This window comes from Microbacterium cucumeris (assembly GCF_058349845.2).
Genome location: NZ_JBYRIZ020000003.1, coordinates 53488 through 76945, shown reverse-complemented (window position 1 = coordinate 76945; position 23458 = coordinate 53488). Strand labels below are relative to the sequence as shown.

Here is a 23458-nt window from a genome sequence, read left to right as displayed (position 1 = left end):
TGCCGTGGCCACACGGGACTGGTCGATCCAGGAGATCGCCCGCCTCGCGGGCACGACGAGCAGGACGCTGCGTCACTACGACGACATCGGGCTGCTCCCGCCGACCCGCATCGCGCACAACGGCTACCGCCACTACGACGAGCAGGCGCTCGTCCGGCTGCAGCGGATCCTGCTGCTGCGCGAGCTCGGACTCGGGCTGCCGCAGATCGCCGAGGTGCTCTCCCGCGAGCGCGCCGAGGCATCCGCGCTCGAGACCCACCTCGCGCTCCTGCGCGAGGAGCAGACGAGGCTGACGCGTCAGATCGCGTCGGTCGAATCCACCATCGCCGCATTGAGAGGAGGTGAAGAACTCATGGCAGAGAACATGTTCGACGGCTTCGACCACACCCAGTACAAGGAAGAGGTCGAGCAGCGCTGGGGAACCAAGGCCTACGCCGACAGCGACCGCTGGTGGCGCGGGATGACCGACGCCGAGCGCGCCGAATGGCAGCAGCTCGTGTCCGACCTCGGACGCGACTGGATCGCCGCCGCCGAGCGCGGCATCGATCCCGCCTCCGACGAGGCGCAGGCTATCGCGAGACGCCACGTGCAGTGGCTGACCGGCGTCCCCGGGACTCCGGCCGCACGGCCCGACGGCGACGTCAAGGGCTACGTGATCGGGCTCGGCGAGATGTACGTGGCCGACCCGCGCTTCGGCGCGAACTACGCCACCTCCGACGGCGGCACCGCCGGCGCCGAGTTCGTCCGCGACGCGCTCCGCATCTACGCGGAGGCGAATCTGTAGGCCGATCCTCATTCGTGTTCACCCTGTCCGTCGATCTCCGGCGGACAGGGTGACACCGACGGGCCGAAGCGGCCGGATACAGTGGCGAGCGTGATCCATGTGCGCCGCGCCCTGCTCGTGGCGCTCGGAGGTGCGCTGGGCACGGCGGCGCGGCTCGCCATCGGCCTGGCGATCCCGGATGCCGCGGGCATCCCGATCTCCACCCTTGTGGTGAACATCCTCGGCGCGTTCCTCATCGGCATCCTGTCGGCGCGGCTCCCCGCCTCCGCCGATCTGCGGATCCTGCTGGGGACCGGCGTCCTCGGCGGCTTCACCACGTACAGCGCCTTCGCCGTGGGAACCGTGCAGCTGTGGACGGCCGCACCGCTGCTCGCAGCCCTCTACGTCCTGCTGACGCTCGTCCTCGGTGTCCTCGCCGCGCTCGCCGGCATCCGCCTGGGCGCGCCACGGAGGCCGGTGTGAGCACGCTCGTGTTCGCGCTGGCGGCGGGCGCCGGGGGACTCGGCGCGGCCGTGCGCTACCTCGTCGACGTCGGCGTGACGGCCGCGCTGCGCCGCGGCCGCCCGTCCGCCGCACCTGCCTTCGGCTGGGGGATCCTCGTCGTGAACGTCACGGGGTCGTTCGCCCTGGGCGTCCTGACCGCACTGCTCCCGGACGCCGCCTTCGTCTTCGGAGCCGGATTCCTCGGCGGATACACGACCTTCAGCACCGCCGTGCTGGACAGCATCGGCCTCTGGCGCGACGGGGCCCGCGCGGCATCCGCGCTTCATCTGGTCGGCACGTTCGGGGCATCCGTGCTCGCCGCGATCCTCGGGCTCTGGATCGGCCTGATCCTGTGAACGGGTTCACAGGATGCTGCATGCCGGCTGTGGAATACTGACGCCCGCACCCCTGTCGCGCTTTTCTACCGAGAGTCAGCCGCCTTGTCGAAGCTCGCCGTCCTCAGTCTGCGCAACCGCGCGCTCATCGCCCTCGTCACGATCGTCGCAGCCGTGTTCGGCGGACTCGCGCTGAACAACCTCAAGCAGGAGCTGATCCCCTCGCTCGAGCTGCCGGCGCTGATCGTCATGACCAGCTACCCCGGCGCTTCGCCCGAGGTCGTCGAGAACGACGTCTCCACGCCGATCGAGACCGCGATCCAGGGGGTTCCGGGACTCGAATCGACGACCGCGACGAGCACCACGAACGCCTCGATCGTGCAGGCGACCTTCGCCTACGGCGAGAACCTCGCGACTGCAGAGCAGAAGATGCAGCAGGCGATCAACCGGATCTCCTCGCAGCTGCCCGACGAGGTCGAACCCCAGGTGCTGTCGGTCTCGATCGACGACCTCCCTGTGATCCAGATCGCCGTCACCGGATTCGACGACGCCCAGACCGCTCAGGCCGATCTCGAGAACGTCGCGATCCCCGATCTCGAGGACGTCGACGGCGTGAACGCCGCTGAGATCGTCGGCGGCATCGGCCAGCGGGTCACGATCACCCCGGATGACGCCGCGCTCGCCGAGCGAGGGCTCAGCACGCAGGCGATCAGCTCGGCCCTCGAGCAGAACGGCGTGCTCTTCCCGGGCGGCGAGATCACCGAGGGCGACGAGACGCTGACCGTGCAGACGGGCGCGAAGCTGTCCACGGTCGACGAGATCGCCGCGCTCCCGCTCGTGGGATCCGACGCCACGATCGGCGACGTCGCGACCGTCGGCCTCGGCTCCGATCCGGTGACCTCGATCTCGCGGGTCGACGGTGAGGACGCCATCACGATCTCGATCACCAAGCTCCCCTCGGCCAACACCGTCGAGGTGTCGCAGGGCGTGATCGCCGCGCTGGACGAGATCTCGGACGCGTTCCCGGACGCCGAGTTCACGGTCGTGTTCGATCAGGCGCCGTTCATCCAGCAGTCCATCGAGACTCTCGCGACCGAGGGACTGCTCGGCCTCGCCTTCGCGGTGATCGTGATCCTCGTCTTCCTCCTGTCGGTCCGCTCCACGCTCGTGACGGCGATCTCGATCCCCACCAGCGTGCTGGTCACCTTCATCGGCCTGCAGGCGTTCGGGTACACCCTGAACATCCTCACCCTCGGCGCCCTGACGATCGCGATCGGGCGCGTGGTCGACGACTCGATCGTCGTGATCGAGAACATCAAACGCCATTACGTCGGCGACGCCGACAAGATGAGCGCCATCGTTCTCGCCGTGCGCGAGGTGGCCGGCGCCATCACGGCATCCACCATCACCACTGTCGCCGTGTTCCTGCCGATCGTGTTCGTCGGCGACATGGTCGGGGAGCTCTTCCGGCCGTTCGCGATGACGGTGACCATCGCGATGGCCGCGTCCCTCCTCGTCGCCCTGACGATCGTGCCCGTGCTGGCGTACTGGTTCCTCCGTCCCGGCAAGCCGCTGCTCGACGAGAACGGCGAGGAGATCGACCCCGAGCACCCCGATGCGCCGCCGACGCCTCTGCAGAAGGCGTACCGGCCGATCCTCAGCTGGACGCTCAAGCACTCCGGCATCACGGTGCTCCTCGCCGTGGTGGTCCTGGCCGGCACGCTCGCCGCCGCCCCGCTGATGAAGATCAACTTCCTCAGCGACTCGGGGCAGAACACGATGACCGTCACCCAGGATCTGGGCCCGACCGCGAGCCTGCAGGCGCAGGACGAGGCCGCGGCCGTGGTCGAGGACGCCCTGATGGATGTCGACGGCATCGAGACGGTGCAGGTCTCGATCGGATCCAGCGGATCCTCGCTGCGCGACGCCTTCTCCGGCAGCGCCGGGATCACGTATTCGATCCAGACCGATCCCGACGCCGACCAGGAGGCGCTGCGCTCCGACGTGCAGGACGCCGTCGACGATCTCGAGAACGTCGGCGAGGTGACCGTGGCGGCTTCGGCCGGTTTCGGCAGCACGGACATCGAGGTGGACATCACGGCTCCGAGCGCCGAGGCGCTGCAGGAGGCGACGGATGCCGTCACCTCCGAGCTCGACGGACGAGACGGCATCGGAACCGTGACGGACAACCTCGCCGCCTCGCTGCCGTACATCGCCGTGGTCGTGGACCGTGAGGCCGCGGCCCAGGCCGGGCTCAGCGAGGTCGCGGTCGGATCCATCGTGTCCGGTGCGATGCAACCGCAGCAGATCGGGTCCATCGAGCTGGACGGCACCGCGCTGACGATCTACCTGGCCGACCCCGAGCCGCCCACGACCGTGGCCGCGCTGCGCGAGCTGGCGATCCCGACGCCCGCCGGCATGATCGAGCTGCAGGACGTCGCGACCGTGGAAGAACGCGAGGGACCCACGTCGATCACGACCGAACAGGGGCGACGCACCGCCACCGTGACGGTGCCCCCGGCATCCGACGACCTCGCGGTCGCGACCGCGTCGGTGACCGCAGCCCTCGAGGACGTCGATCTGCCCGATGGCGCGGATGCCGAGGTCGGCGGCGTCGCCGAGCAGCAGGCCGACTCGTTCTCGCAGCTCGGACTGGCCATGCTGGCCGCGATCCTGATCGTGTACGTCGTGATGGTCGCGACGTTCAAGTCGCTGCGCCAGCCGCTGCTGCTGCTGGTCTCGGTGCCGTTCGCGGCGACCGGTGCGATCCTGCTGCAGATCGTGACCGGCATCCCGCTCGGCGTCGCCTCGCTGATCGGCGTGCTGATGCTCATCGGCATCGTCGTGACGAACGCCATCGTGCTCGTCGACCTCGTGAACCAGTACCGCGAGAAGGGGCTCTCGGCGCACGACGCCGTCATGGCGGGTGGCGAGAAGCGTCTGCGCCCGATCCTCATGACGGCGCTCGCGACGATCTTCGCCCTCACTCCGATGGCTCTCGGCATCACGGGTCACGGCGGGTTCATCTCGCAGCCGCTCGCGATCGTGGTGATCGGCGGGCTGGTGTCGTCCACCGTGCTGACGCTCATCGTGCTGCCCACGCTCTACAACCTCGTCGAGGGGGCGAAGGAGCGACGGGCGGCGAAGCGCGCCGGACGCGACGGCGACGGCGGTCCCGCGGACCCGGCGCCGGGATCCGGTCCGCGGACCGACGCGCCCGAGAGCGGTGCCGCGGCGGATGCCCCGGCACGGGCCTGGTCGTTCGTGGGCGCGGGCGCCGAAGCTCCGGTTACGGAGCAGGGGGCGCCTGCCGGGCCGTCCGGACAGCGTGCGACGGACGGCCATCAGGGCGTCGGAGAGCCGGCGGAGGCATCGCGGTCGACGGACATGGAGCGGTCGGCTTCTCCTGCGCATCGGCTGACGGCCTATGACGCCGAGCCGGAGCACTCCTCGAACACGTCCGCGGTCGCCGCTGCTGCCGCCGCCTCCGCCGCTGCCGCCGCGGCCGCTGCTGCCGCCGCCGCGGCATCGGCCGTGGCCGCGTCCGTCGACCAGAGCGAACACGCGCGGACCCGACGTGAGCTGCGGGAGCGTCACACCGGTCTCCCGCCGGCGAACCCGCTGCGCTGACCGCCTGCTCGGCTCCCGAGACCCGGAGAACAACGCGAGATCCGGACGAACGGCGCCGGAGCATCCGGATCTCGCGCGATCGTCCGGATCCCGGACCGCCGTCGACGGGACCGCGCCGGGCGCGGTCAGCCCAGTTCGATGCCCCAGTGCAGGGTCCAGCTCTCGCCGGGGAGCAGCCGGCGGATGCCGAGGCCGCTGTTGAGCGCGTCCGCTGGCGCCGTCATCGGCTCGATCGCGACGGCGAGCTGCTGCCCCGGGTAGGACGTGGTCGTGTACACCTGGACGTAGTCGAAGCCGTCGCCCTGCCAGAGCGTGACCCGACGGCCGTCGGGAGCAGTGAGCGTGTGACGCACGCGCCCGTCGGCGTCCCTCGCGAGATCCGCGAAACCGGTGTCGAGGACGATGTCACCCAGGCGGACGCCGTCGCGCAGCTCCGCCGGTGCCGGCGACGTCCCGGTCGGGAGCATCCGGTCGTCCACCTCGAACTGCGTCCGTGCGGGGACCGTGAGCACGAGCTCTCGCGGATCCACGTCGTCGATCGTCACGAACGGATGGGTGCCCAGGGCGACGGGGGCCGCGGCATCCGAACGGTTCTCCAGCACGTGCTCGACCGCGATGCCGGTCTCGGTGAGCGTGTACGTGACCGTCGTTCCGATCTCGTACGGCCAGCCGGTCTGCGGCACGATCGTCGCGCGCAGCGATGCCTGCGAGCCGTTCTGCACGACCTCGTACGCGGTGAAGCGCAGCAGTCCGTGACTGGCGTTGTCCAGCTTCGGCTCCGTGATCGCGAGTCGGCGGGCGGTGCCGTCGTCGTCCCAGACGCCGTCTCTGACCCGGTTCGGCCACGGCGCGAGCACGACACCCGAACACGCCGGCGTCGGCTCCCCGAGAGGGTACGGCGGGACGAGGCCGGTGCCTCCGACGGTCAGGGATCGCAGGGATGCTCCGACCTGCGCGATCTGCGCGGTGACCGCGCCCCGCTGCAGATGGATCTGAGTGCCGGTGGGGGAGAGAGAAGTCACCACGACATCGTACGGGTGACTTCTCAGCCGGGCGCGATACTCTGGAGGGGTCGGCTTCGGACAGCCGCGCAGCGGCGCGGGCGTTTTTGTGTGAAGTGTGAGTCCAGGGGCCGATGGTGAGCGTCGATCGACGCGCATGAACCATCACATGAATGGCCCCGGCCGACGGATGTCCGGGTATCGTCTGCGTGCGCGCAGGCTGCTGTTCTCGTGCAGAGAACTGAAGGACACACCCATGCCCAAGAACCACAAGCCCAAGGGCGGCCGGCCCGCGCGGAACTTCGAGCCGCGCTACGCCAAGAAGACCCCGTTCCACGACCGCCACGGCGAGGGGCGCGGTTCGCGCTCGGATGCCGGGGACGAGCGCTCCTCCTACCGGCCCTCCGGACCGGGGAGCCGGAGCCCGAAGCATCGCGGCTATCGGCCCGAGCCCGCGTCCGGAGCTCCCAAGCGTCGCTGGACCGAGCAGGAGCGCGCCGGCCGTGATGAGGCACGTTCGATCCGCGGTCGCGCGGAGGGCGGACGCCGGGAGGCTCCGCATCACCGCGGGGAGCGGGCGACGGGCGAGCGGGCAGGATCCGGCGGCGGTGGCCGTCGTTTCGACGCCGACCGGCCGCGGTACAGCAGCGACCGCGGCGCAGACCGTGCGCGGTACGGCGGGGATCGCGGTCAGGATCGCTCGCGCTACGACGGCGAGCGACCGCGGCGCGATGCCCGCGACGACCGTGGCACCGGGCGGGCAGGCCGCGACCCCGACCGCCCGCGTTACGACGGCGCGCGCGGCGGAGACCGTCCGCGGTACGAGGGAGATCGTCCGCGGTACGGCAGCGACCGCGATCAGGACCGTTCGCGCCGTGACGGCGATCGGCCTCGCCGCGACGGCTACGGCGATCGCCCGCGCTACGAGTCCGACCGGAACGACGCCCGTCGGCGTCGCGACGTCGAGGACCGCCCGCGCCGCGAGCGCGCACCGCAGCGTTCGCGCTACGACGAGGACCGCCCGAAGCGCTACGGCGAGGACCGCCCGCGTCGCGACGATCGTCGCGGTGAGCACCGTCCCGGTCGCGACGACTGGAACGCCAAGCCGGCGGCATCCTTCCAGCCCACCGAGGACGTCGTCCACGAGCGGCTCGAGGCGAAGACCGTGCAGGCGACCGAGGTCGAGAACGTGACGTTCGCGGACCTCGGGCTGGGTTCGAACATCGTCGAGACCCTGGCGAACATGGGCGCGGAGACGCCGTTCCCGATCCAGGCGGCCAGCATCCCCGCGGTGCTGGAAGGCCGTGACGTCCTGGGGCGCGGTCGCACCGGCTCCGGGAAGACGATCGCGTTCGGCGCCCCGCTCGTCGAGAGCATCCTCACGTCCCAGAAGGGCAAGCGGCGCGAGGTCGGCCGTGCCCCGCGGGCGATCATTCTCGCGCCGACACGCGAACTGGCGCTGCAGATCGACCGCACCATCCAGCCGATCGCGCGCAGCGTCGGACTCTTCACGACTCAGATCTACGGCGGTGTGCCGCAGGCCCGCCAGGTCGGGGCGCTGAAGAAGGGCGTCGACATCGTGATCGGCACTCCCGGGCGCATCGAGGACCTCATCAACCAGGGCAAGCTCGACCTCTCCGACTGCCGCATCGCGGTGCTCGACGAGGCCGACCACATGTGCGAGCTCGGGTTCGTCGAGCCGGTGCAGCGGATCCTCCGCCGCACCGCCGACGGCAGCCAGAAGCTGCTGTTCTCGGCGACGCTCGACCGTGAGGTCGCCGCGCTCGTCGACGAGTTCCTCGTGGACCCTGCCGTCTTCGAGGTCGCCGGCGAGAACCAGGACACCGGCACGATCGAGCACCGCGTGCTCGTGATCGACCACCGCGACAAGGCCGAGATCCTCGCTTCGCTCGTCGATCGCGACGGTCAGACGCTCGTCTTCGCGCGCACCCGGGCGTACGCCGAGATGCTCGCCGAGCAGTTCGAGGATGCCGGGATCCCGGCCGTCTCGCTGCACGGCGACCTGAACCAGGCGAAGCGTACGCGCAACCTCGCTCGGCTCACCTCGGGCAAGGTGCAGGTGCTCGTCGCCACGGACGTCGCGGCCCGCGGCATCCACGTCGATGACATCGATCTGGTCGTCCAGGCCGATGCTCCGGACGAGTACAAGACCTACCTGCACCGCAGCGGCCGCACCGGCCGCGCCGGCCGGTCGGGTCGCGTCGTGACGCTCATCACCCGCCAGCGTCAGCGCCGGATGTCCGAGCTCCTGGACCGCGCCGAGATCGACGCGCCGTTCGAGCAGGCGCGCGTCGGCGACGAGGTCATCGAGGAGATCGCCGGTCGCGTGCCGACCGCGGCGGATCTGACCGCCTGACACTCGCGAGACGTCCTTTGCGGCGTGAGACTTGGCTGATTGGGCCAAGTCTCACGCCGCAGCCCAAGTCTCGCGCGTGCGGTCAGACGATCCGGTGCGCGTGCAGCGTCGACTCCAGAGGCGTGCCGTTGAGGTCGAGGTAGAGCTGCGCCTCGGTGACGGTGAGCGTGGCGGCGTTTCGCCGTTCGAGTACGCGCGTGCCGGCGTCGATGAATCCGGGATCGAAGCCGTACACGCGGACCGCGTCGGCGTCGTGGATGCGCTTGCCCTCCCAAGCGGCGACGACCTTGACCGGATCGCGGTGCGTGTAGACGACGGTGCGGGAGGCCGCGCGGCTGCCGAAGTGCATGCGCTCGGCGTCCGGGGCGCCGATCTCGATCCACGCCGTGATGCTGCCGGTGAGATCGCGCACGACGATCGCGGGCTCGTCGGTGGAGGAGAGGCCCTCGCTGAACGCGATGCCGTCGGTGAACTCCAGGCAGTAGGCGAGGACGCGCGTCAGCATGTAGGCGTCCGTCTCGGAGGGATGCTTCGCCACCCGGAGCGTCAGATCGTCGTACACCCCGCGGTCCATGTCCGCCAACTGGACGGTGAAGGTGTGGATCATCGCGCCGATCGCCATAGCTCTCGAGCCTACGCGTCGCCGGTTCGTGCGATGTGCACGTCAGAAGAGCATCGGCTGCGCCGGAGCGGACGCCGGGGGCGCCGGTGCTCCCGGCCGAGGTGGAAGGGCGCGCGTGCCGCGCGGGCTCGCGGCATACAGATCGTCCTCGTCGCGTCCGTCGAGTCGATGCATCCGGATGAGCGGCCGGATGCGCTTCGCGAGCCATTGCCGGTACGCCTTGGGCGCCTCGGCGGAGACTCCGGGGTAGAGCCCGCGGTAGGACGAGACGAGGTCGGGTCGGTGCTCGCCGAGCCACTGCATGAACCACGGCTTCACCCCGGGGCGCAGGTGCAGGGCGCCGTAGATGACGCGCGCCGCACCGGATTCCCTGATGCGCGCCAGTGCGGCGTCGATGGCGGCGACCGAGTCCGTCATGTGCGGCATGATCGGCATGAGGAAGACCGTCACGCGGAAACCGGCATCCGTGAGCGCCCGGACCGTGTCCAGGCGCGCCTGCGTCGAAGGGGTTCCGGGTTCGATCCTCTTCTGCAGGTCGTCGTCGTACATCGCGATGGACATCTGGATGTCGACGGGCACGCGTGCGGACGCATCGACCAGGAGCGGGATGTCGCGGCGCACGAGCGTCCCCTTCGTGAGGAGAGACATCGGAGTCCCCGACTCGGCCAGCGCCTCGATGATGCCGGGCATCAGACGGTACCGCCCCTCAGCCCGCTGGTACGGGTCGGTGTTGGTCCCCAGGGCCACGGTCTCGTGCTGCCAGCTGCCCCGGCGCAGCTCGCGTCGGAGCACCTCGACGACATTGGTCTTGACGACGATCTGCGTATCGAAGTCCGAGCCGCCGTCGAGATCGAGGTACTGGTGTGTGCCGCGGGCGAAGCAGTTGTGGCTGATCACTCCGTTTGCGATGAAGTCACCCGTGCCTGTCGTGATGTCGATCAGGTCGCGTTCGCCTTCGAGCGGGGTGATGCTCACCACACGCAGGTCCGAAGCCGTCTTGACCGCCGTGTTCTCGATCGAGAGCTCTCCCGCGGTCCCTGTATCGAGCGCCAAGATGGGGCCAGTGCCGAATCCGAGCAGTCGATTGTTCGTCGTCAGATGAGGACGCTGTCCGGTTTCACCACTCGTCACGTGCTTCCAGCCTCGATCCGTGAGGAAGCGGTGATCCCCGCTCGCGACGATCTGCGTACCGTCAGCCAGGTTGACGCGATACGCGGTCTTCCGTGTGTGCCATTTCGCCTTGACGATCGTGCGGACATATCGGCGGTACATGCCTTGCACGACCGTGCCGAAAATCTCGTCCCCGATCTCGAGTTCGCTCAGGGGACGCTGCCTTCCGTCGGCGCACAGGATCAAGGTGTCCGGAGAAAGGCAGTACACGCACGCATGACTGCATCCGCGGTACGGGTTGATCGTCCATGAGAAGGGCATGCGCGACGGACCCGGCACCTTGTTCAGCGCGGACTTCGCGAGCACCTCGTGGAAGGTCATGCCTGCGAACTCGGGGGTCGTCACGGACCGGACGATGCCGCTGCGGTTCTCGAGTCCCGGCAGAGCGGAGTCGTCCACTTCGTCGATCGTCTGCCCCTGCCATCGCATGCCTTCATTCGAACAAAAGGCCGATGTGATGTCAAGTCGTCTTCGAAGAAGAGTTCTATCCCTGCGTGGGGAGGAACGGGTCGGGCCGCGTCGGCGCGGCCAGCGGGTGTCGTCGCTCGCGCGTCGGTCGGGGCCCGGCCGTCGAGACATCGGGGACCCGGATGCCCAGCCCGTCGACGGGGGAACCGGGTCGCACGCGGAGGTCGCGGGACTCGGCGTCCACGAACAGCGGATCGGCCGTCACCGAATGACGATCGTGGCCGAGTCGCGCCCACTCGTCATCCAGCGGCTCGACGATCTCGAAACCGACGGAGCCGTCCGCCCGGGTCTCGCGCGCGGCGTTCGCCGCGCGCTCCGCGCCCGGTATCGGCGTCGCATCCCAGAACAGGTTCAGGTCGCTGTCGATCCCGAAGTTCCTGATGTCGCGATGATCCGGATAGCCGACGAAGGCGGGCATGCCCTCGCTCACGACGATGTTGCGGTGGAAGGTGAAGGACACGTGCTCCTCGGGGCGTGTGATGGACACCTGCCCGCTCCGGCCGTACGCCCAGATGTTGTCGCGGATCATCACCTCACGGCCGTAGTGCTGGTGGTATGACTGGCTCGAGACGTCGTGGACGACGTTCTGCTCGATCACCACGTGCGACGAACCCTCATCGAGGTAGATCCCCCAGCCGCCGTAGTTCGCGCATTCGACATCGTGGATATGGTTTCCGCGAACGACCGTTCCCGGCGCGATGCCGAGCAGGTAGACGCCGCCCATGTCGTTGAGCAGCCCCTTGCCGAGGTCGTGGATGTGATTGCCCTCGATGCGGTTGCCTTCGGATGGACTGTGCAGGTAGTCCCACATCCACCCGACGGAGATGCCGGAATAGAAGAAGTCGCGGATCTCGTTGTGCGCGATCACGTTGTGGGAGCCGTGCTGGAACAGGACGGCGACCGTGTTCGGGTACACCTGACCGCCGCGCTCGATGAGGCAGTCCGAGACCTCGTTCGCCTGGTTGTAGTCCGGGCCGAGGGCATCGATCCCTCCGCCGGATCGCACGGCGCCCGCGCCGAGATCGGTGAAGCGGACTCCGCTCACGAGGGTGCCGCGGGATCCCGCCCCGAGGCTGAGAGCGTATCCGCCGACGCGTTCGACTGCCCCGCCGATGAGCGCACAGGAGCGCGCATGCGTGAACCGCAGAGCCGCCGGCACGGTGCTCGCGGCCTGAACATCGGCCGCATACCGACCGTCGGCCGGCAGTTGCGGGTCTTCTCGCACGCCGAACGGCGGCATGGCCGGCGGCACGGACGCGAAATCCGCCTCGGCGAAGCGGATGCCCTCGAACCGCACCTCCCGCACGGGATCCTGTGCGGTCCCGGCGAGCTCGACGAACGCGTCGGTCACCGGCATCCGCACATCGAGGTCGGTCATGTCCTGACCCTCGAGCGGCAGGTAGAGCACGTGCGGCCCGCTCGCCCCGGCGAGTGCACCGGTGGCGTCCAGGTACCACTCGCCCGGAACCTCGCCGAAGCTCTCCGCGACGTTGTCCAGGTAGTACCGGGCGAACAGGGCCGCCGCGTCGTCCCGGAGCGCGAAGATGCTGCGCAGCGAACTCGTGACGGTGCGCGTCTCGCGGTCGATCGCGGTGATCGGCATGCGCTCCTGGACCCAGTAATGGGGCACCACGACCTCCACGGCCTCGGGCTGTGCCAGCTCGGGGATGTCGCCGTCGACGTAGCGGAACGACGCGGCGCCGTCGAAAAGAGTGCCGACGAAGCTTCCGGCCGGATCGAGTCCGTCCTGTTCCTCGACGCGCAGGAACCCATCGCGCGGAAAGCGAGGGCGTGGTGCGGCGACGCCCCCGACGTACAGGCGGCGTCCCCCGGTGCGAGGAGCCGGCGCGGCCCAGGCCTGCACGCCGTTCACGCTGACGGGCCGCCACCCGCTGATGCGGACCGATCCCCGCAGCAGCGGCGGGTCGTCGGCGTCCCGCGCCACGACGGACGTGAAGGAGTCACCGCCCGTGAACACGACGGGCTCGGCGTGGGGATACTCGCCGCCGCTCATCCAGATGACCGCGCGCTGTCCCGGCTCCCGACGCGCACGCACCAGGCGCAGCCCGTGCTCGAGGTCGTTCGCGGGGTAACCGCGCGACCCGTCGGCGTACGGTGAGCCGTCGGGCGCGACATGCACCTCGATCCTGTCCGTGCTCATCGCTCAGCCCTTCGTGGCGCCCGCGGTCACGCCGGCGGTGATCTGACGCTGGAAGATCAGGTAGACGACGATGATCGGCAGCACGGCGAGCAGCACACCGGCGATGTACGTCGGCACGTTGTCCGGGTACTGGCCGCGCAGAGCACTGACCCCGACCATCACCGTCCGGTTCTGGGGCGACTGCATGATGAGCAGCGCGATGAGGATGTCGTTCCACACGAACAGGGAGTTGAGGATGCCCATCGAGATCAGGGCGGGCTTGCCCACCGGGACCATGATCCGCCACCAGACTCCGAACAGGCCGTTCCCGTCGACGCGGGCGGCCTCGGTCAGCTCCTTCGGGATGCCGGAGTAGTACGCCGTCATGAAGTACACCGTGAACGGCAGGAACTGGGCGACGTAGGCGATGATCAGGCCCGGGAACGTGTTGATCAGACCCATGTCGCTGAGCACCTTGATCGTCGGCACCATGATGACCTGGAACGGGATCATCATCATCGCGAGGATGATGAGGAAGGCCAGCTTGCTGCCGCGGAAGGTGAGGTGGCTCAGGGCGTAGCCGCACATCGACGCGAGCACGAGCAGAAGGACAACGGACGCCACGGTCACGATGATCGTGTTCAGGAAGTAGCGGCCCATGTCCGCATTCACCCAGGCGTCGATGTAGTTCTGGACGTTGAAAGTCTGCGTGATGCCGAGTCGGTCGAGGACATAGTCCTTGCGCGTCTTCAGCGACACGTTCAGGCCGAAGACCATCGGATAGATGGTCGCGATGGCCAGCAGCATCATCGGCACGGCGAGCGCCCACCGGGCGGCGCGTTCCCTGCGCATCAGGACTCCTTCGTGGCGCGGCGGAGCACGCGGATCTGGATCAGGCCGATGACGAGCACGATCAGCAGCAGGAAGACGGAGGCGGCGGACGCCAGGGCGGGACGCGCCTCGCCGTTGAGCTTCCAGATGAGGAACTCGGGCAGGTAGCTCGCGGTCCCGGGGCCACCGGCGGTCATCGTGTACAGCAGGCCGAACAGGCCCGTCAGCATGCCGATCGTCGTCGTGACGAACACGAACTGGATCGTCTGGCTGAGTCCGGGGATGATGACGTGCACGACCTGCTGCCACATGCTCGCCCCGTCGATCTTCGCGGCATCCAGAAGCTCGGCGTCCAGGGTCGCGAAGCCGGCGAGGAAGATCGTGAACGCCATGCCGAACGTGGCCCAGATGTGGACGACGAGCACCGTCGGCAGGGCCGTCGACGGCAGGCCGAGCCAGTCGACGCCCGGGATGTTCACCACGCCGAGAGCCGCGTTGAGCGGGCCGTTCGCGGCCAGGATGATGTTGAAGATCGCGCCGATGATGATCGGGGACAGCACGACCGGCAGGAAGTACACGCTGCGGTAGAACCGGTGGCCGGGGACCTTCAGGAAGACGAGGGTCGCGAGGATCCCCGCGACGAAGACCTGGATCGGCACGAACAGCAGCACGACCAGGACGTTGCGCGCGGAGGCCTGGAAGCGCTCGTCGCCGAGCAGGGCGATGTAGTTGTCGAGGCCGATGAACTGGCCGTTGAGCTCCTTGTCTCCGGTGAAGGAGAAGTTGATCCCCAGCACCAGCGGATAGACCCGGAAGATCGCGAGGATCAGGATGACCGGCAGCACCATGAGGTAGGGCGCGATCCGCTCGGACGTCCACGGCTTCTTGCGCAGCGGGACGTCCGTGGTGACGCGCCCGCGGCCCGGAGCCTTGTCCTTGAGGACAACGCTCCGGGTCGAGGTGGTGTCGATCGACAAGGGATCAGCCCTCCGACGCTGCCAGCTGGGCTGCCGCGTCCTCGACGGTGACCTCGCCGCCGAGCAGCTGCTGGCCGAGACGGTGCAGCAGGTCGAGCGTCTCGGCTTCGAGGGCGGTGTGAAGCAGCGGCTTGCTGCCCGGGAGCTCCGCGACGATGTCGTTGGCCGACGCGATGTCCGTGTCGAGCTCGATCGTCGTGTCGGACGTGATCTGGCCGCCCGCGAGCGAGTAGTTCGACAGGGCGTCGTGGTCGACGGTCGCCTTGATCCAGTCGACGCCGAGGTCCTTCTTGTCCTCGTTCAGGATGCCGTAGCCGATGCCGCCTTCCGCGGGCAGCGCCAGTGCCGTGCCGTCGTTGACCGTGACCGGCATCATGAAGCCGAGGTCTTCGCCGAGGAACTCGTCGAACTGCTTCCAGTGCGCGGTGCCGCTCATGAGGCCGATGACCATGCCGGCGCTGCCGCCGGAGAACAGGTCGAAGGAGTCGTTGAACATCGCGGTGGAGTTGGCGCCGTCGTTGTACCAGCCGTCGGCGGCGGAGTCGGCCCACATCTGCAGGACCTGGGTCGCGTGCTCGCTGGTCCAGTCGCGCTCGCCGTCGATCCAGGCGTCGTACTCCTCGGGGGTGAAGACACCGGATCCGAACCCGGACAGGAAGAACTCGATGCCGAGACCCTCCTTGTTCCCGAGCGCGAAGCACGAAGCGTCGGTCTTCTCGAGGATGGCCGTGCACGCCGCGGTCAGCTCGTCCCACGTCGTGGGCGGAGTGTCCGCATCGAGGCCGGCCTCGGTGAAGAGCGCCTTGTTGTAGTAGATCGGGAAGCCCTGCAGGAACATCGGGGCCGAGTAGGTCTCGCCGTCGGCCTGGAACGCCGGCCAGCCGGCCAGCTTGTCCTCAAGATCGGCGAGTTCGTCGGTGACGGGGACGAGAGTCGAGGCGCGGCTCTTGAGCTGCGTTCCACCGTTGAACAGCGCCACGTCCGGGCCCGTGCCCGCTTCGACGGCGCTGCCGAGCAGCGTGTAGTACTGGTCGAACGGCTGATTGACGATCTCGACCTCGACATCGGGGTGAGCCTCCGCGAAAGCGGCCTTGACGTCTTCGGTGTAGGCCGCGGCCGCCTCGTCGGCGTCGCCCCAGTTCCAGACCACGAGCTTGTCGGCCGTACCGGCGTCGCCGGTCGATCCGGTCGGCGACGCGCCGCCGCATCCGGTCAGTGCGAGTGCGGCCACGCCGACCATGGCGGGGATGGCGATCCTTCGCTTCATTGCGATCCTCTCAACGTTGATGGGTGCTGCAGGGACCTGAGGGTGCAGGTCAGTTGACAGGAAACGTACTACGTCTTATGAACTCCGTCAACCAAACATCACATGACTGATGTTCAACCGTGACCTCGGCGGCACACCGGGGGGTCCGAAGGCGGCGAGCGCCGGTGGGCGGGTTCAGTCCGGGTGGCGTTCGGAGGGCAGGCGGCGACGCTCCCACGATCCGAGGATGTGCTCGCTCATGGCGACGCGTGCGGCTTCGGGGTCGCCGGCCGAGATCGCCTCGACGATCTTCTCGTGCTCCGCGAGGGTCAGCTCGAAGGCGTGCGCCGGGTCCTGTCCCGTGAAGCGGTCGCTTCCGACGGCGTGCGCGATCAGGACCCGTGAGATGTTCTCGGCCAGCCCGTTCTCGGACAGTTCCATGACGGCGAGGTGGAACCGGACATCCGCCTCGCGGAACGCAACCGAATCCTCCACGCGCTCCGCCATCGCCTCCAGGCTCTCCCGCAACCGAGTGCGTCCCTCGTCGTCGACGGACTTCGCGGCGGCGGCGGCCATTGCCGCCTCCAGGGCGCCGCGGACCACGCTGAGATCGTCCAGGACGCCGAGCGTCGAGTCGTTGCGGATCATGGTCGACAGCACCAGCGGATCGAGCACGTTCCAGCTCGTCGACGGCGTGACGTGCGTGCCTCGTCCCTGGGCGACGGTGACCATGCCCTTTTCCTGCAGGCGCTTCATCGTCTCGCGGATGACGGTGCGGCTCACTCCGAACTGCACGCTGATGACGCTCTCCGGCGGCAGGGCGTCGCCGGGGGCGAACTCCCCGGTGACGATCGACTGGACGAGTTCGTTCAGGACGGTCACGCCGATGCGATCGATCGGCGTGCGCGTGCGGCCTGACGCGTCGCGCTCTGCAGGCATGGTCATGGGTGCCACTCTATTGACCTCCTCGGGTGCGGCCGCGTAGACACTCGCCAAACGGCAGACATATGATGTATGGTGTTTAGCACTTCTTCGATCTCACACTCAAGGGCGACATGAAGATCACCGGCTTTCGCACATTGCGCACCGTCCACGACTGGGGGCGGCCCGTCGGCGACGTCAACGGCTACATCGCGTCGGGCGTCACCGACGTCCCGATCGTGATCCTGGAGACGGATGAGGGCGTCGAGGGAGTCGGCATGGGATCGCACGCCGACCTCGAGCGCCTGTTCCCTGCCCTGGAGGGGCAGGATCCGCGAGCCGTCGCGACCCTCTACGACGCCATGCTGGCGCGGGTCTTCAAGTCCTCGCATGGCGGCGCGACCTTCGGGGGCATCGGAGCCCTCGACACGGCGCTGTGGGACATCAAGGCCAAGCTGATCGGCGAGCCCTTGTGGCGCGTCCTCGGCGCCGGCGACCGGTTCGTCCCCGGGTACGCGTCAGCCCTGGATGCCGCGCTCACCGACGACGAGCTCGCGGCGCAGTACCGCGGCTTCGCCGAGCGAGGGTTCACCGCGGCCAAGCTCAAGGGCGGACGCAATCTCGAAGCCGACCTGCGGCGCTTCGGCATCCTCACCGAGATCCTCTCGGGACCCGGCTCGTCGCCGGCTCTGATGCTCGACGCGAACGAGTCGTGGAACCTGAAGCAGGCGGTGCGGTACGTCAGCGCCCTCGAGGAGCACATCGATCTGACGTGGATCGAGGAGCCGCTGCGTCGATGGGACGCGCCGGGGCACGCCCGACTGAGCGGTGCGGTCAAGGCGTCCATCGCGACGGGGGAGAACCTGACGGGACTCGAACAGTACCGCCCGCTGCTGGACGCCGGAGGCGCGGACATCGTCCAGGCCGGCGCCGTGTGGGGCATCACGCACTTCCTGCGCGTCGCCATCGCCGCGCACAGCAGGGATCTGCCCGTCAGCCCCGTCGGCCTCACCGCCAACCACGCCGTCACCGCCGCCGCGGCGGCCGTGCCCAACCACCTCTCCGCGGAGGTCCAGGACCTGGGTTCCCCCCTGGGGCTCACGCTGGACCAGGAGTTCGCCGACGGAGGCGTCGTCCTCGGCGATCTCCCCGGCGTCGGGATCCAGGTCGACGAGCGCGCCATCGAATCGGCCCGGCGCTCCGGGGACTGGCAGGAGCCGGCCGGGCCGCACGTGCGTTCGCCGCGCGCAGGCCTGCGCCTGGTCGACACCGGGACCTGGGGGGAATGATGCAGATCCGTCCCGGCATCCACCGCATCCAGGCGCCCCTGGGCGAGCGTTTCATCGCCATGTACCTGCTCACGGGTCCGGAAGGCGGTCTGCTGTTCGACACCGGCGTCGCGGAGTCCGTGACCGGGACTCTGCTGCCATATCTCGACGGGATCGGATTCGACCGGAACCGGTTGCGCTGGGTGATCAGTTCGCACTGCGACTTCGATCACACGGGCGGGAACGCCGCGCTGAAGGCCGCAGCGCCCGACGCCGAGTTCCTCGCCGGGCGCGCCGATGTGCCGATGACCGAGGACATCGAACTCCTGATCACGGGCCGCTACGGCGAGTTCGCCGCGAAGGACCGGTTCGACGACCCGCCGGAGACGACCGCGGAGGTCCGACGCTCCACCGGGCTGGTCGCCGTGGAGCGCGCGCTCGACGGCGGTGAGCGCATCGACCTCGGCGACCGAACGATCGAGGTCCTCTCCGTCCCGGGGCACTCCCCGGGGCACCTCGCCCTGTGGGATGGCGCGAACCGCACGCTGCTCATCTCGGACGCCGTGCTCGGAGAGACCGTCCCCACCGCCGACGGGAACCCGGCGTTCCCTCCGACCTACCGGGACACCGTCGCCTACGTCGACACCATCCGGCGTCTCCAGGAGCTCGACGCCGACCTCCTGCTCACCGCGCACTACCCGGTCTACGAAGGCGCCGCCGTCGCGGCGTTCCTCGGCCGGTCGCTCGCGTACACCGAGCGCATCGACCGCGTGATCGCCGACGTGCTCGCCGATGGGGAGGAGCTCACCTCTCTCGAGCTCATCCATCGCGCGGCTCCGGACCTCGGCCCGTGGCCGGAGCCCGCTGCCGAGTACCTCATCTTCCCCATGACCGGCAATCTGGAGCGACTCGTCGAGCGCGGTCTCGTCCTCGAGGGCGAACGCGACGGCATCCGGACCTGGAGGCGCAGCGCATGACGACCACGATCACCTCGCGCCCCGTGCGGCTCGGCGCGATCGGCGCCGGCTGGTGGGCGACGAGCAACCACTTCCCGATCTTCGCCGCTCGGGAGGACGTCGAGCTCGTCGGCGTCTGCGGCCGTGGCCCCGGCGTGGAAGGGGTGCGGACGCAGTTCGGCTTCGATTTCGCCACCGAGGACGCCGAGGAGCTGCTGGCAGCCGACATCGACGCCGTCGTCATCTCCACGCCGCACGACCTCCACCATCCGCTCGCCGCGCGGGCGCTGGAGCGCGGGCTGCACGTGCTGTGCGAGAAGCCGATGACCCTGCGAGCGGACGAGGCCTGGGATCTCGTCGCCCGCGCGGAACAGGCCGGCACGGTGTTCCTGGTCCCGTACGGCTGGAACTACAAGCCGTTCACCGTCGCGGCCAAGCGGATGCTGGAGGCCGGCGCCATCGGCGAGATCCAGTACGCACTGTGTCATATGGCCTCGCCGACGCGCGGACTGTTCGGCTCCGACCCGACCCACATGCTCGAGCGCTGGAACTCCGACACCGCACCGGATCCGACGACCTGGTCGAGCCCGGAGCACGGCGGCGGATATGCCCACGGGCAGATCACCCATTCCTCGGCGCTGCTGTTCTGGCTGACGGGCCTGCGCGCGGCATCCGTCGCCGGCCGGGTGATCGCCGCCGGCGCCCCGGTCGACCTGTTCGACGCGGGGGTCATCCGGTTCGAGAACGGCGCTCTCGGTTCCCTGTCCGGCGCCGCGACCCTCGCCGACGGCGACAAGTATCAGGTCGACATCCGGCTGTTCGGCACCGACGGCGTTCTCATGATCGACGTGGAGAGGGAGCGTGTGACGCTGAGCCGCTACGACGGGCATCGCGAGGACCTCGCGATCGCTCCGGACGAGGGCGAGTACGAGTGCCTGGTCCCGCCCGCGCGATTCATCGAGCTCATCACCGGGACGCACAGCGAGAACAACTCCGACGCCGCGGTCGGCGCGCGCTCCGTCGAACTCATCGACGCCCTGCTGCGCTCGTCCGCGGCGGGCGGCGTGGACACTCCCGTCTGAACAACCGAGGTAGGACATGACAGAATCCCCGACTCCCCGCGGCATCCTCGACGGCTATCGCGTCATCGACTGCTCGATCGCGATGGCCGGCCCCTTCGCCGCCCAGCGGCTGGGCGATCTGGGCGCCGACGTCATCAAGGTCGAGCCGACCGCCGGTGAGTGGCAGCGCTTCGCCGCCGCCGGAGGTGCGAAGGGCAACGAGATCAACGTCTCCTTCCTGTCGCTCAACCGCAACAAGCGATCGCTCGCGGTCGATCTCAAGTCCGAGGCGGGCAAGGAGGTCGTGCGCGAGCTCATCGCCGGCGCCGACGTCTTCCTGCAGAACTACCGCCCCGGGGTCGCGGCCCGGCTCGGGCTCGACTACGAGACGCTGTCGGTGATCAACCCGTCGCTCGTGTACGTCTCGATGTCGGGCTACGGCGAGGACGGACCCTACAAGGACCGTCCCGGTCAGGACCTCATCCTGCAGGCCATGAGCGGGGCCATGCTCTCGGCCGGGCGCGAAGGCGAGCCGCCGTCCCCGGCCGGCCAGTACCTGGCGGACGCCGTGACGGCATCCACGGCGTTCGAGGCCGTGCTGGCGGCTCTGCTGCACCGCGAGCGCACCGGCGAAGGGCAGCTCGTCACCGTCAACATGCTCGACGCCCTCACGACCCTCCAGATGCAGGAGCTCAGCGTGTACACGGTGGGAGGAGTGCCGCAGAAGCGCGGTTCCGAGCCGAACGCGCACGTCTACATCCGGGCTCCGTACGGCGTGTTCGCGACCTCGGACGGCTACCTCGCGCTCGGATTCGCGGATCTCGAGAAGCTCGGCGAGGTTCTCGAAGAGCCGTCGTTCGCCGGACTCGACCCGGAGGAGCACGGCTGGACGCACCGGGACGAGCTGTACGCGGCCGTCGCGGGGCACCTGCGCGAGCGGACGACGCAGCACTGGCTGGACACGTTGCTGCCTGCGGGAATGTGGGTCGGGCCGGTATACGGGTACGAGGAGCTGGTGAACGATCCTCAGGTCATCCACAACGGCACGTTCGTCGAGTACGACCACCCCACCGAGGGGCGGGTGAAGACGCCGGGCTTCCCGTACCGGTTCACGAAGACTCCGGCGCGCATCGATCGTGGTGCGCCGCTCGTCGGAGAGCACACCGGTGAGATCCTCGCCGAGCTCGGCATCGGGGCGGACCGGGTCCGTGCACTGCTGGACTCCGGAGTCGTCGCACAGACGGCGGGGACCCCGGTGAGCGCGTGACCGACTACATCGGGCTCACCTGGGACCACCCACGAGGACGTCGTGCGCTCGAAGCCGCCTCCGGCGACCTCGGAGACGGCGACACGCTTCGGTGGGAGGTCCAGTCCCTGGAAGGATTCGAGTCCGCGCCGATCGATGAGCTGGCGCAGCGGTACGACCTGCTGGTCCTCGACCATCCGCACCTCGGCGATGCGCTGTCGACCCGCAGTCTGCGCCCGCTCGACGAGCTGTTCGATTCCACGCAGATCTCGCGATGGGCGGATGGCGCGGTCGGGCCGAGCATCTCCTCGTACCGGATGCAGGGCCGATTGTGGGCGCTGCCGCTGGATGCCGCGACGCAGGTCTCCGCCCGCAGGAGAGATCTGGTGCCGAACGCCCCGAAGACCTGGGATGAGGCCGTCGACCTGGCCGAGAGCGGGCTCGTGGCGACCAGCCTGGCGGGTCCGCACGCGTTCCTCTCCCTGTGCTCCGTCGTCGTCTCGCTGGGAGACGACCCCGGTCACGCCGGCGCGATGTTCGATCGCCCGATCGCCCTTCGCGCGCTCGACATCCTCACGTCCCTGAGTCAGCGGGCCCCCGAAGGGACGCACGGTCTCAACCCGATCGCTCTGCTCGACCGGATGCGCGACCGCGGGGACATCGGATTCGTCCCGCTCGTCTACGGCTACGTGAACTACAGCTCGGACTCCGTCGCGTTCGGCGCTCCGCCGGCTTCGGACGGCCGTGTCGGCTCGACGATCGGGGGTACGGGCATCGCCATCACCCGTCGCTCGGAGCCGTCGGCGCGGCTGCTCGATCACCTCGCCTGGCTGCTCTCCGAGCCGGTGCAGCGAGGCTTCATCCCGCAGCACGCCGGTCAGCCAGGGCTCCGAGCGGCGTGGACCGATGCCGAGGTGGATGCCGCGGCGCACGGGTTCTACTCCGCGACGCTCGCGACGATCGAGTCGTCCTGGGTCCGTCCACGGCTCCCGGGATACATCCCCTTCCAGTCCCTGGCCTCTGCGGCGGTCCGTGCCGTCCTGGCGGGAGCGCGGCGTCCGGACGACGCGCTCGACGAGATCGAGGAGCGCTTCGCGCTGCTGCAGAGCACGCCCATCCCGCTCGAACAGAAGGAACCCGCATGACGATCTCCTCCGACACGGACCTCATCGTCGTCGAGACGGACGGGCAGGTCGCCACGGTGCGGCTGAACCGTCCCGAGAAGCTGAACGCCGTCACACAGGCGATGAGCGATTCGCTCGTCGGCATCGTCGGGGCGCTGAACGAGGACCCCGGCATCCGAGCCGTCGTCTACACCGGTACGGGGCGCGCCTTCAGCGCGGGCAGCGACATCTCGACGCTCGATCAGTACGCGACGCCCTGGGAGTTCCGCAACCGGCGCGACTACTGCGATGCGCTGCGCGCGTTGCGCAAGCCGGTCATCGCCGCGGTCAACGGCTATGCGTTCGGCGGCGGCCTGGAGGCCGCGCTGACCTGCGACATCCGCGTCGCGGCCGAGAGCGCGAGTTTCGCCGCCCCCGAGATCAAGCTCGGCTGGATCGGCGGGGGAGGGATGTCCGCGCTGCTGGCAGGTTCGGTGGGAGCGAGCAATGCGGCGTACATGCTGATGACCGGTGATCCGATCGATGCGCAGCGCGCGCTGGCCTGGGGTCTCGTGAGCGAGGTGGTCTCCTCCGACGCGCTGCTCGCACGCGCGCAGGAGCTGGCCGCGACCATCGCCGCCCGGCCCCCGATCGCGGCGGAGACCGCGAAGGCGAACCTGCGCGCGGCGTGGAACCTGCCGCAGGACCAGGCGATCGCCTATGAAAGGGAGATGCAGGGCATCGCCTTCGCGACGGAGGACGCGGTCGAAGGCCGCGCGGCCTTCGCGGAGAAGCGTCCCGGCGCCTTCCGCGGACGCTGACGGACGCTCACGGACAGA

At 69.2% G+C, this 23458-nt stretch carries 19 protein-coding genes; 11 read left to right on the top strand and 8 right to left on the bottom strand.

The features are described from left to right. Positions 1-4: 4 nt before the first annotated feature. The 4 genes from AC3RXZ_RS09480 to AC3RXZ_RS09465 all read left to right on the top strand — a co-directional run bounded on the left by AC3RXZ_RS09480 (position 5) and on the right by AC3RXZ_RS09465 (position 5232). Positions 5-784 carry a MerR family transcriptional regulator gene (locus tag AC3RXZ_RS09480; RefSeq protein WP_491493859.1) on the top strand — a complete coding sequence of 260 codons (780 nt, stop codon included), beginning with the start codon at positions 5-7 and terminating at the stop codon, positions 782-784. Between the two features lie 90 nt (positions 785-874). After that, positions 875-1246 (top strand): fluoride efflux transporter FluC, encoded by a 372-nt coding sequence (locus AC3RXZ_RS09475; protein WP_491493858.1) that lies wholly within the window; start codon positions 875-877, stop codon positions 1244-1246. Further along, positions 1243-1623: a fluoride efflux transporter FluC gene (locus AC3RXZ_RS09470; protein ID WP_491493857.1), complete on the top strand. Its 381-nt coding sequence runs from the start codon at positions 1243-1245 to the stop codon at positions 1621-1623. Before AC3RXZ_RS09475 ends, AC3RXZ_RS09470 begins: the two co-directional genes overlap by 4 nt. An 84-nt stretch (positions 1624-1707) precedes the next feature. Further along, on the top strand, positions 1708-5232 hold the full coding sequence (locus AC3RXZ_RS09465; protein ID WP_491493856.1) for an efflux RND transporter permease subunit: 3525 nt from the start codon (positions 1708-1710) through the stop codon (positions 5230-5232). Between the two features lie 125 nt (positions 5233-5357). On the opposite strand, the gene AC3RXZ_RS09460 is transcribed toward AC3RXZ_RS09465, so the two are convergent. Continuing rightward, positions 5358-6254: an aldose 1-epimerase family protein gene (locus AC3RXZ_RS09460; RefSeq protein WP_491493855.1), complete on the bottom strand. Its 897-nt coding sequence runs from the start codon at positions 6252-6254 to the stop codon at positions 5358-5360. Between the two features lie 235 nt (positions 6255-6489). On the opposite strand from AC3RXZ_RS09460, the gene AC3RXZ_RS09455 reads away from it, so the two are divergent. Continuing rightward, positions 6490-8610, top strand: a complete 2121-nt coding sequence (locus AC3RXZ_RS09455; RefSeq protein ID WP_491493854.1) for a DEAD/DEAH box helicase — start codon at positions 6490-6492, stop codon at positions 8608-8610. A gap of 82 nt (positions 8611-8692) precedes the next feature. Here AC3RXZ_RS09455 and AC3RXZ_RS09450 read toward each other — a convergent pair whose 3' ends face one another. From AC3RXZ_RS09450 to AC3RXZ_RS09420, 7 genes are all read right to left on the bottom strand, one after another. Next, a complete protein-coding gene (locus tag AC3RXZ_RS09450) occupies positions 8693-9232 on the bottom strand; it encodes a YaeQ family protein (protein WP_491493853.1) in 540 nt (179 codons plus the stop codon). Positions 9233-9274: 42 nt separating this feature from the next. Further along, positions 9275-10831, bottom strand: coding sequence for an Rv2578c family radical SAM protein (locus AC3RXZ_RS09445; protein WP_491493852.1), 1557 nt, complete (start codon positions 10829-10831; stop codon positions 9275-9277). Positions 10832-10886: 55 nt separating this feature from the next. Further along, entirely contained in the window at positions 10887-13031 is a 2145-nt protein-coding gene (locus AC3RXZ_RS09440) for a right-handed parallel beta-helix repeat-containing protein (protein WP_491493851.1), read from the bottom strand. A gap of 3 nt (positions 13032-13034) precedes the next feature. After that, on the bottom strand, positions 13035-13862 hold the full coding sequence (locus AC3RXZ_RS09435) for a carbohydrate ABC transporter permease (protein ID WP_491493850.1): 828 nt from the start codon (positions 13860-13862) through the stop codon (positions 13035-13037). Further along, positions 13862-14818: a carbohydrate ABC transporter permease gene (locus AC3RXZ_RS09430; protein ID WP_491493849.1), complete on the bottom strand. Its 957-nt coding sequence runs from the start codon at positions 14816-14818 to the stop codon at positions 13862-13864. Before AC3RXZ_RS09430 ends, AC3RXZ_RS09435 begins: the two co-directional genes overlap by 1 nt. A gap of 4 nt (positions 14819-14822) precedes the next feature. Next, positions 14823-16085: an ABC transporter substrate-binding protein gene (locus AC3RXZ_RS09425; RefSeq protein WP_243229091.1), complete on the bottom strand. Its 1263-nt coding sequence runs from the start codon at positions 16083-16085 to the stop codon at positions 14823-14825. A 174-nt stretch (positions 16086-16259) separates the two neighbouring features. Then, a complete protein-coding gene (locus AC3RXZ_RS09420; RefSeq protein WP_491493848.1) occupies positions 16260-17009 on the bottom strand; it encodes a FadR/GntR family transcriptional regulator in 750 nt (249 codons plus the stop codon). A gap of 110 nt (positions 17010-17119) precedes the next feature. Between AC3RXZ_RS09420 and AC3RXZ_RS09415 the strand changes: the two genes are divergently transcribed. The 6 genes from AC3RXZ_RS09415 to AC3RXZ_RS09390 are packed head-to-tail and all read left to right on the top strand — an operon-like array spanning position 17120 to position 23440. Then, entirely contained in the window at positions 17120-18274 is a 1155-nt protein-coding gene (locus AC3RXZ_RS09415) for a mandelate racemase/muconate lactonizing enzyme family protein (RefSeq protein WP_243229095.1), read from the top strand. Further along, on the top strand, positions 18274-19230 hold the full coding sequence (locus AC3RXZ_RS09410) for an MBL fold metallo-hydrolase (protein WP_243229096.1): 957 nt from the start codon (positions 18274-18276) through the stop codon (positions 19228-19230). Before AC3RXZ_RS09415 ends, AC3RXZ_RS09410 begins: the two co-directional genes overlap by 1 nt. Further along, positions 19227-20291, top strand: coding sequence for a Gfo/Idh/MocA family protein (locus AC3RXZ_RS09405; protein ID WP_491493847.1), 1065 nt, complete (start codon positions 19227-19229; stop codon positions 20289-20291). The genes AC3RXZ_RS09410 and AC3RXZ_RS09405 overlap by 4 nt, the downstream gene beginning before the upstream one ends. A 16-nt stretch (positions 20292-20307) precedes the next feature. Continuing rightward, positions 20308-21537, top strand: a complete 1230-nt coding sequence (locus tag AC3RXZ_RS09400; protein ID WP_491493846.1) for a CaiB/BaiF CoA transferase family protein — start codon at positions 20308-20310, stop codon at positions 21535-21537. Continuing rightward, positions 21534-22661, top strand: a complete 1128-nt coding sequence (locus tag AC3RXZ_RS09395; protein WP_491493845.1) for a type 2 periplasmic-binding domain-containing protein — start codon at positions 21534-21536, stop codon at positions 22659-22661. Before AC3RXZ_RS09400 ends, AC3RXZ_RS09395 begins: the two co-directional genes overlap by 4 nt. Beyond that, positions 22658-23440, top strand: a complete 783-nt coding sequence (locus tag AC3RXZ_RS09390) for an enoyl-CoA hydratase/isomerase family protein (protein ID WP_243229104.1) — start codon at positions 22658-22660, stop codon at positions 23438-23440. The genes AC3RXZ_RS09395 and AC3RXZ_RS09390 overlap by 4 nt, the downstream gene beginning before the upstream one ends. Positions 23441-23458: the final 18 nt, after the last annotated feature.

Coding starts and splice junctions, on each gene's coding strand:
- AC3RXZ_RS09455 (WP_491493854.1), top strand. CDS start 6,490: ATGCCCAAGAACCACAAGCCCAAGGGCGGCCGGCCCGCGCGGAACTTC.
- AC3RXZ_RS09450 (WP_491493853.1), bottom strand. CDS start 9,232: ATGGCGATCGGCGCGATGATCCACACCTTCACCGTCCAGTTGGCGGAC.
- AC3RXZ_RS09445 (WP_491493852.1), bottom strand. CDS start 10,831: ATGCGATGGCAGGGGCAGACGATCGACGAAGTGGACGACTCCGCTCTG.
- AC3RXZ_RS09440 (WP_491493851.1), bottom strand. CDS start 13,031: ATGAGCACGGACAGGATCGAGGTGCATGTCGCGCCCGACGGCTCACCG.
- AC3RXZ_RS09435 (WP_491493850.1), bottom strand. CDS start 13,862: ATGCGCAGGGAACGCGCCGCCCGGTGGGCGCTCGCCGTGCCGATGATG.
- AC3RXZ_RS09425 (WP_243229091.1), bottom strand. CDS start 16,085: ATGAAGCGAAGGATCGCCATCCCCGCCATGGTCGGCGTGGCCGCACTC.
- AC3RXZ_RS09420 (WP_491493848.1), bottom strand. CDS start 17,009: ATGACCATGCCTGCAGAGCGCGACGCGTCAGGCCGCACGCGCACGCCG.
- AC3RXZ_RS09415 (WP_243229095.1), top strand. CDS start 17,120: ATGAAGATCACCGGCTTTCGCACATTGCGCACCGTCCACGACTGGGGG.
- AC3RXZ_RS09410 (WP_243229096.1), top strand. CDS start 18,274: ATGCAGATCCGTCCCGGCATCCACCGCATCCAGGCGCCCCTGGGCGAG.
- AC3RXZ_RS09405 (WP_491493847.1), top strand. CDS start 19,227: ATGACGACCACGATCACCTCGCGCCCCGTGCGGCTCGGCGCGATCGGC.
- AC3RXZ_RS09400 (WP_491493846.1), top strand. CDS start 20,308: ATGACAGAATCCCCGACTCCCCGCGGCATCCTCGACGGCTATCGCGTC.
- AC3RXZ_RS09390 (WP_243229104.1), top strand. CDS start 22,658: ATGACGATCTCCTCCGACACGGACCTCATCGTCGTCGAGACGGACGGG.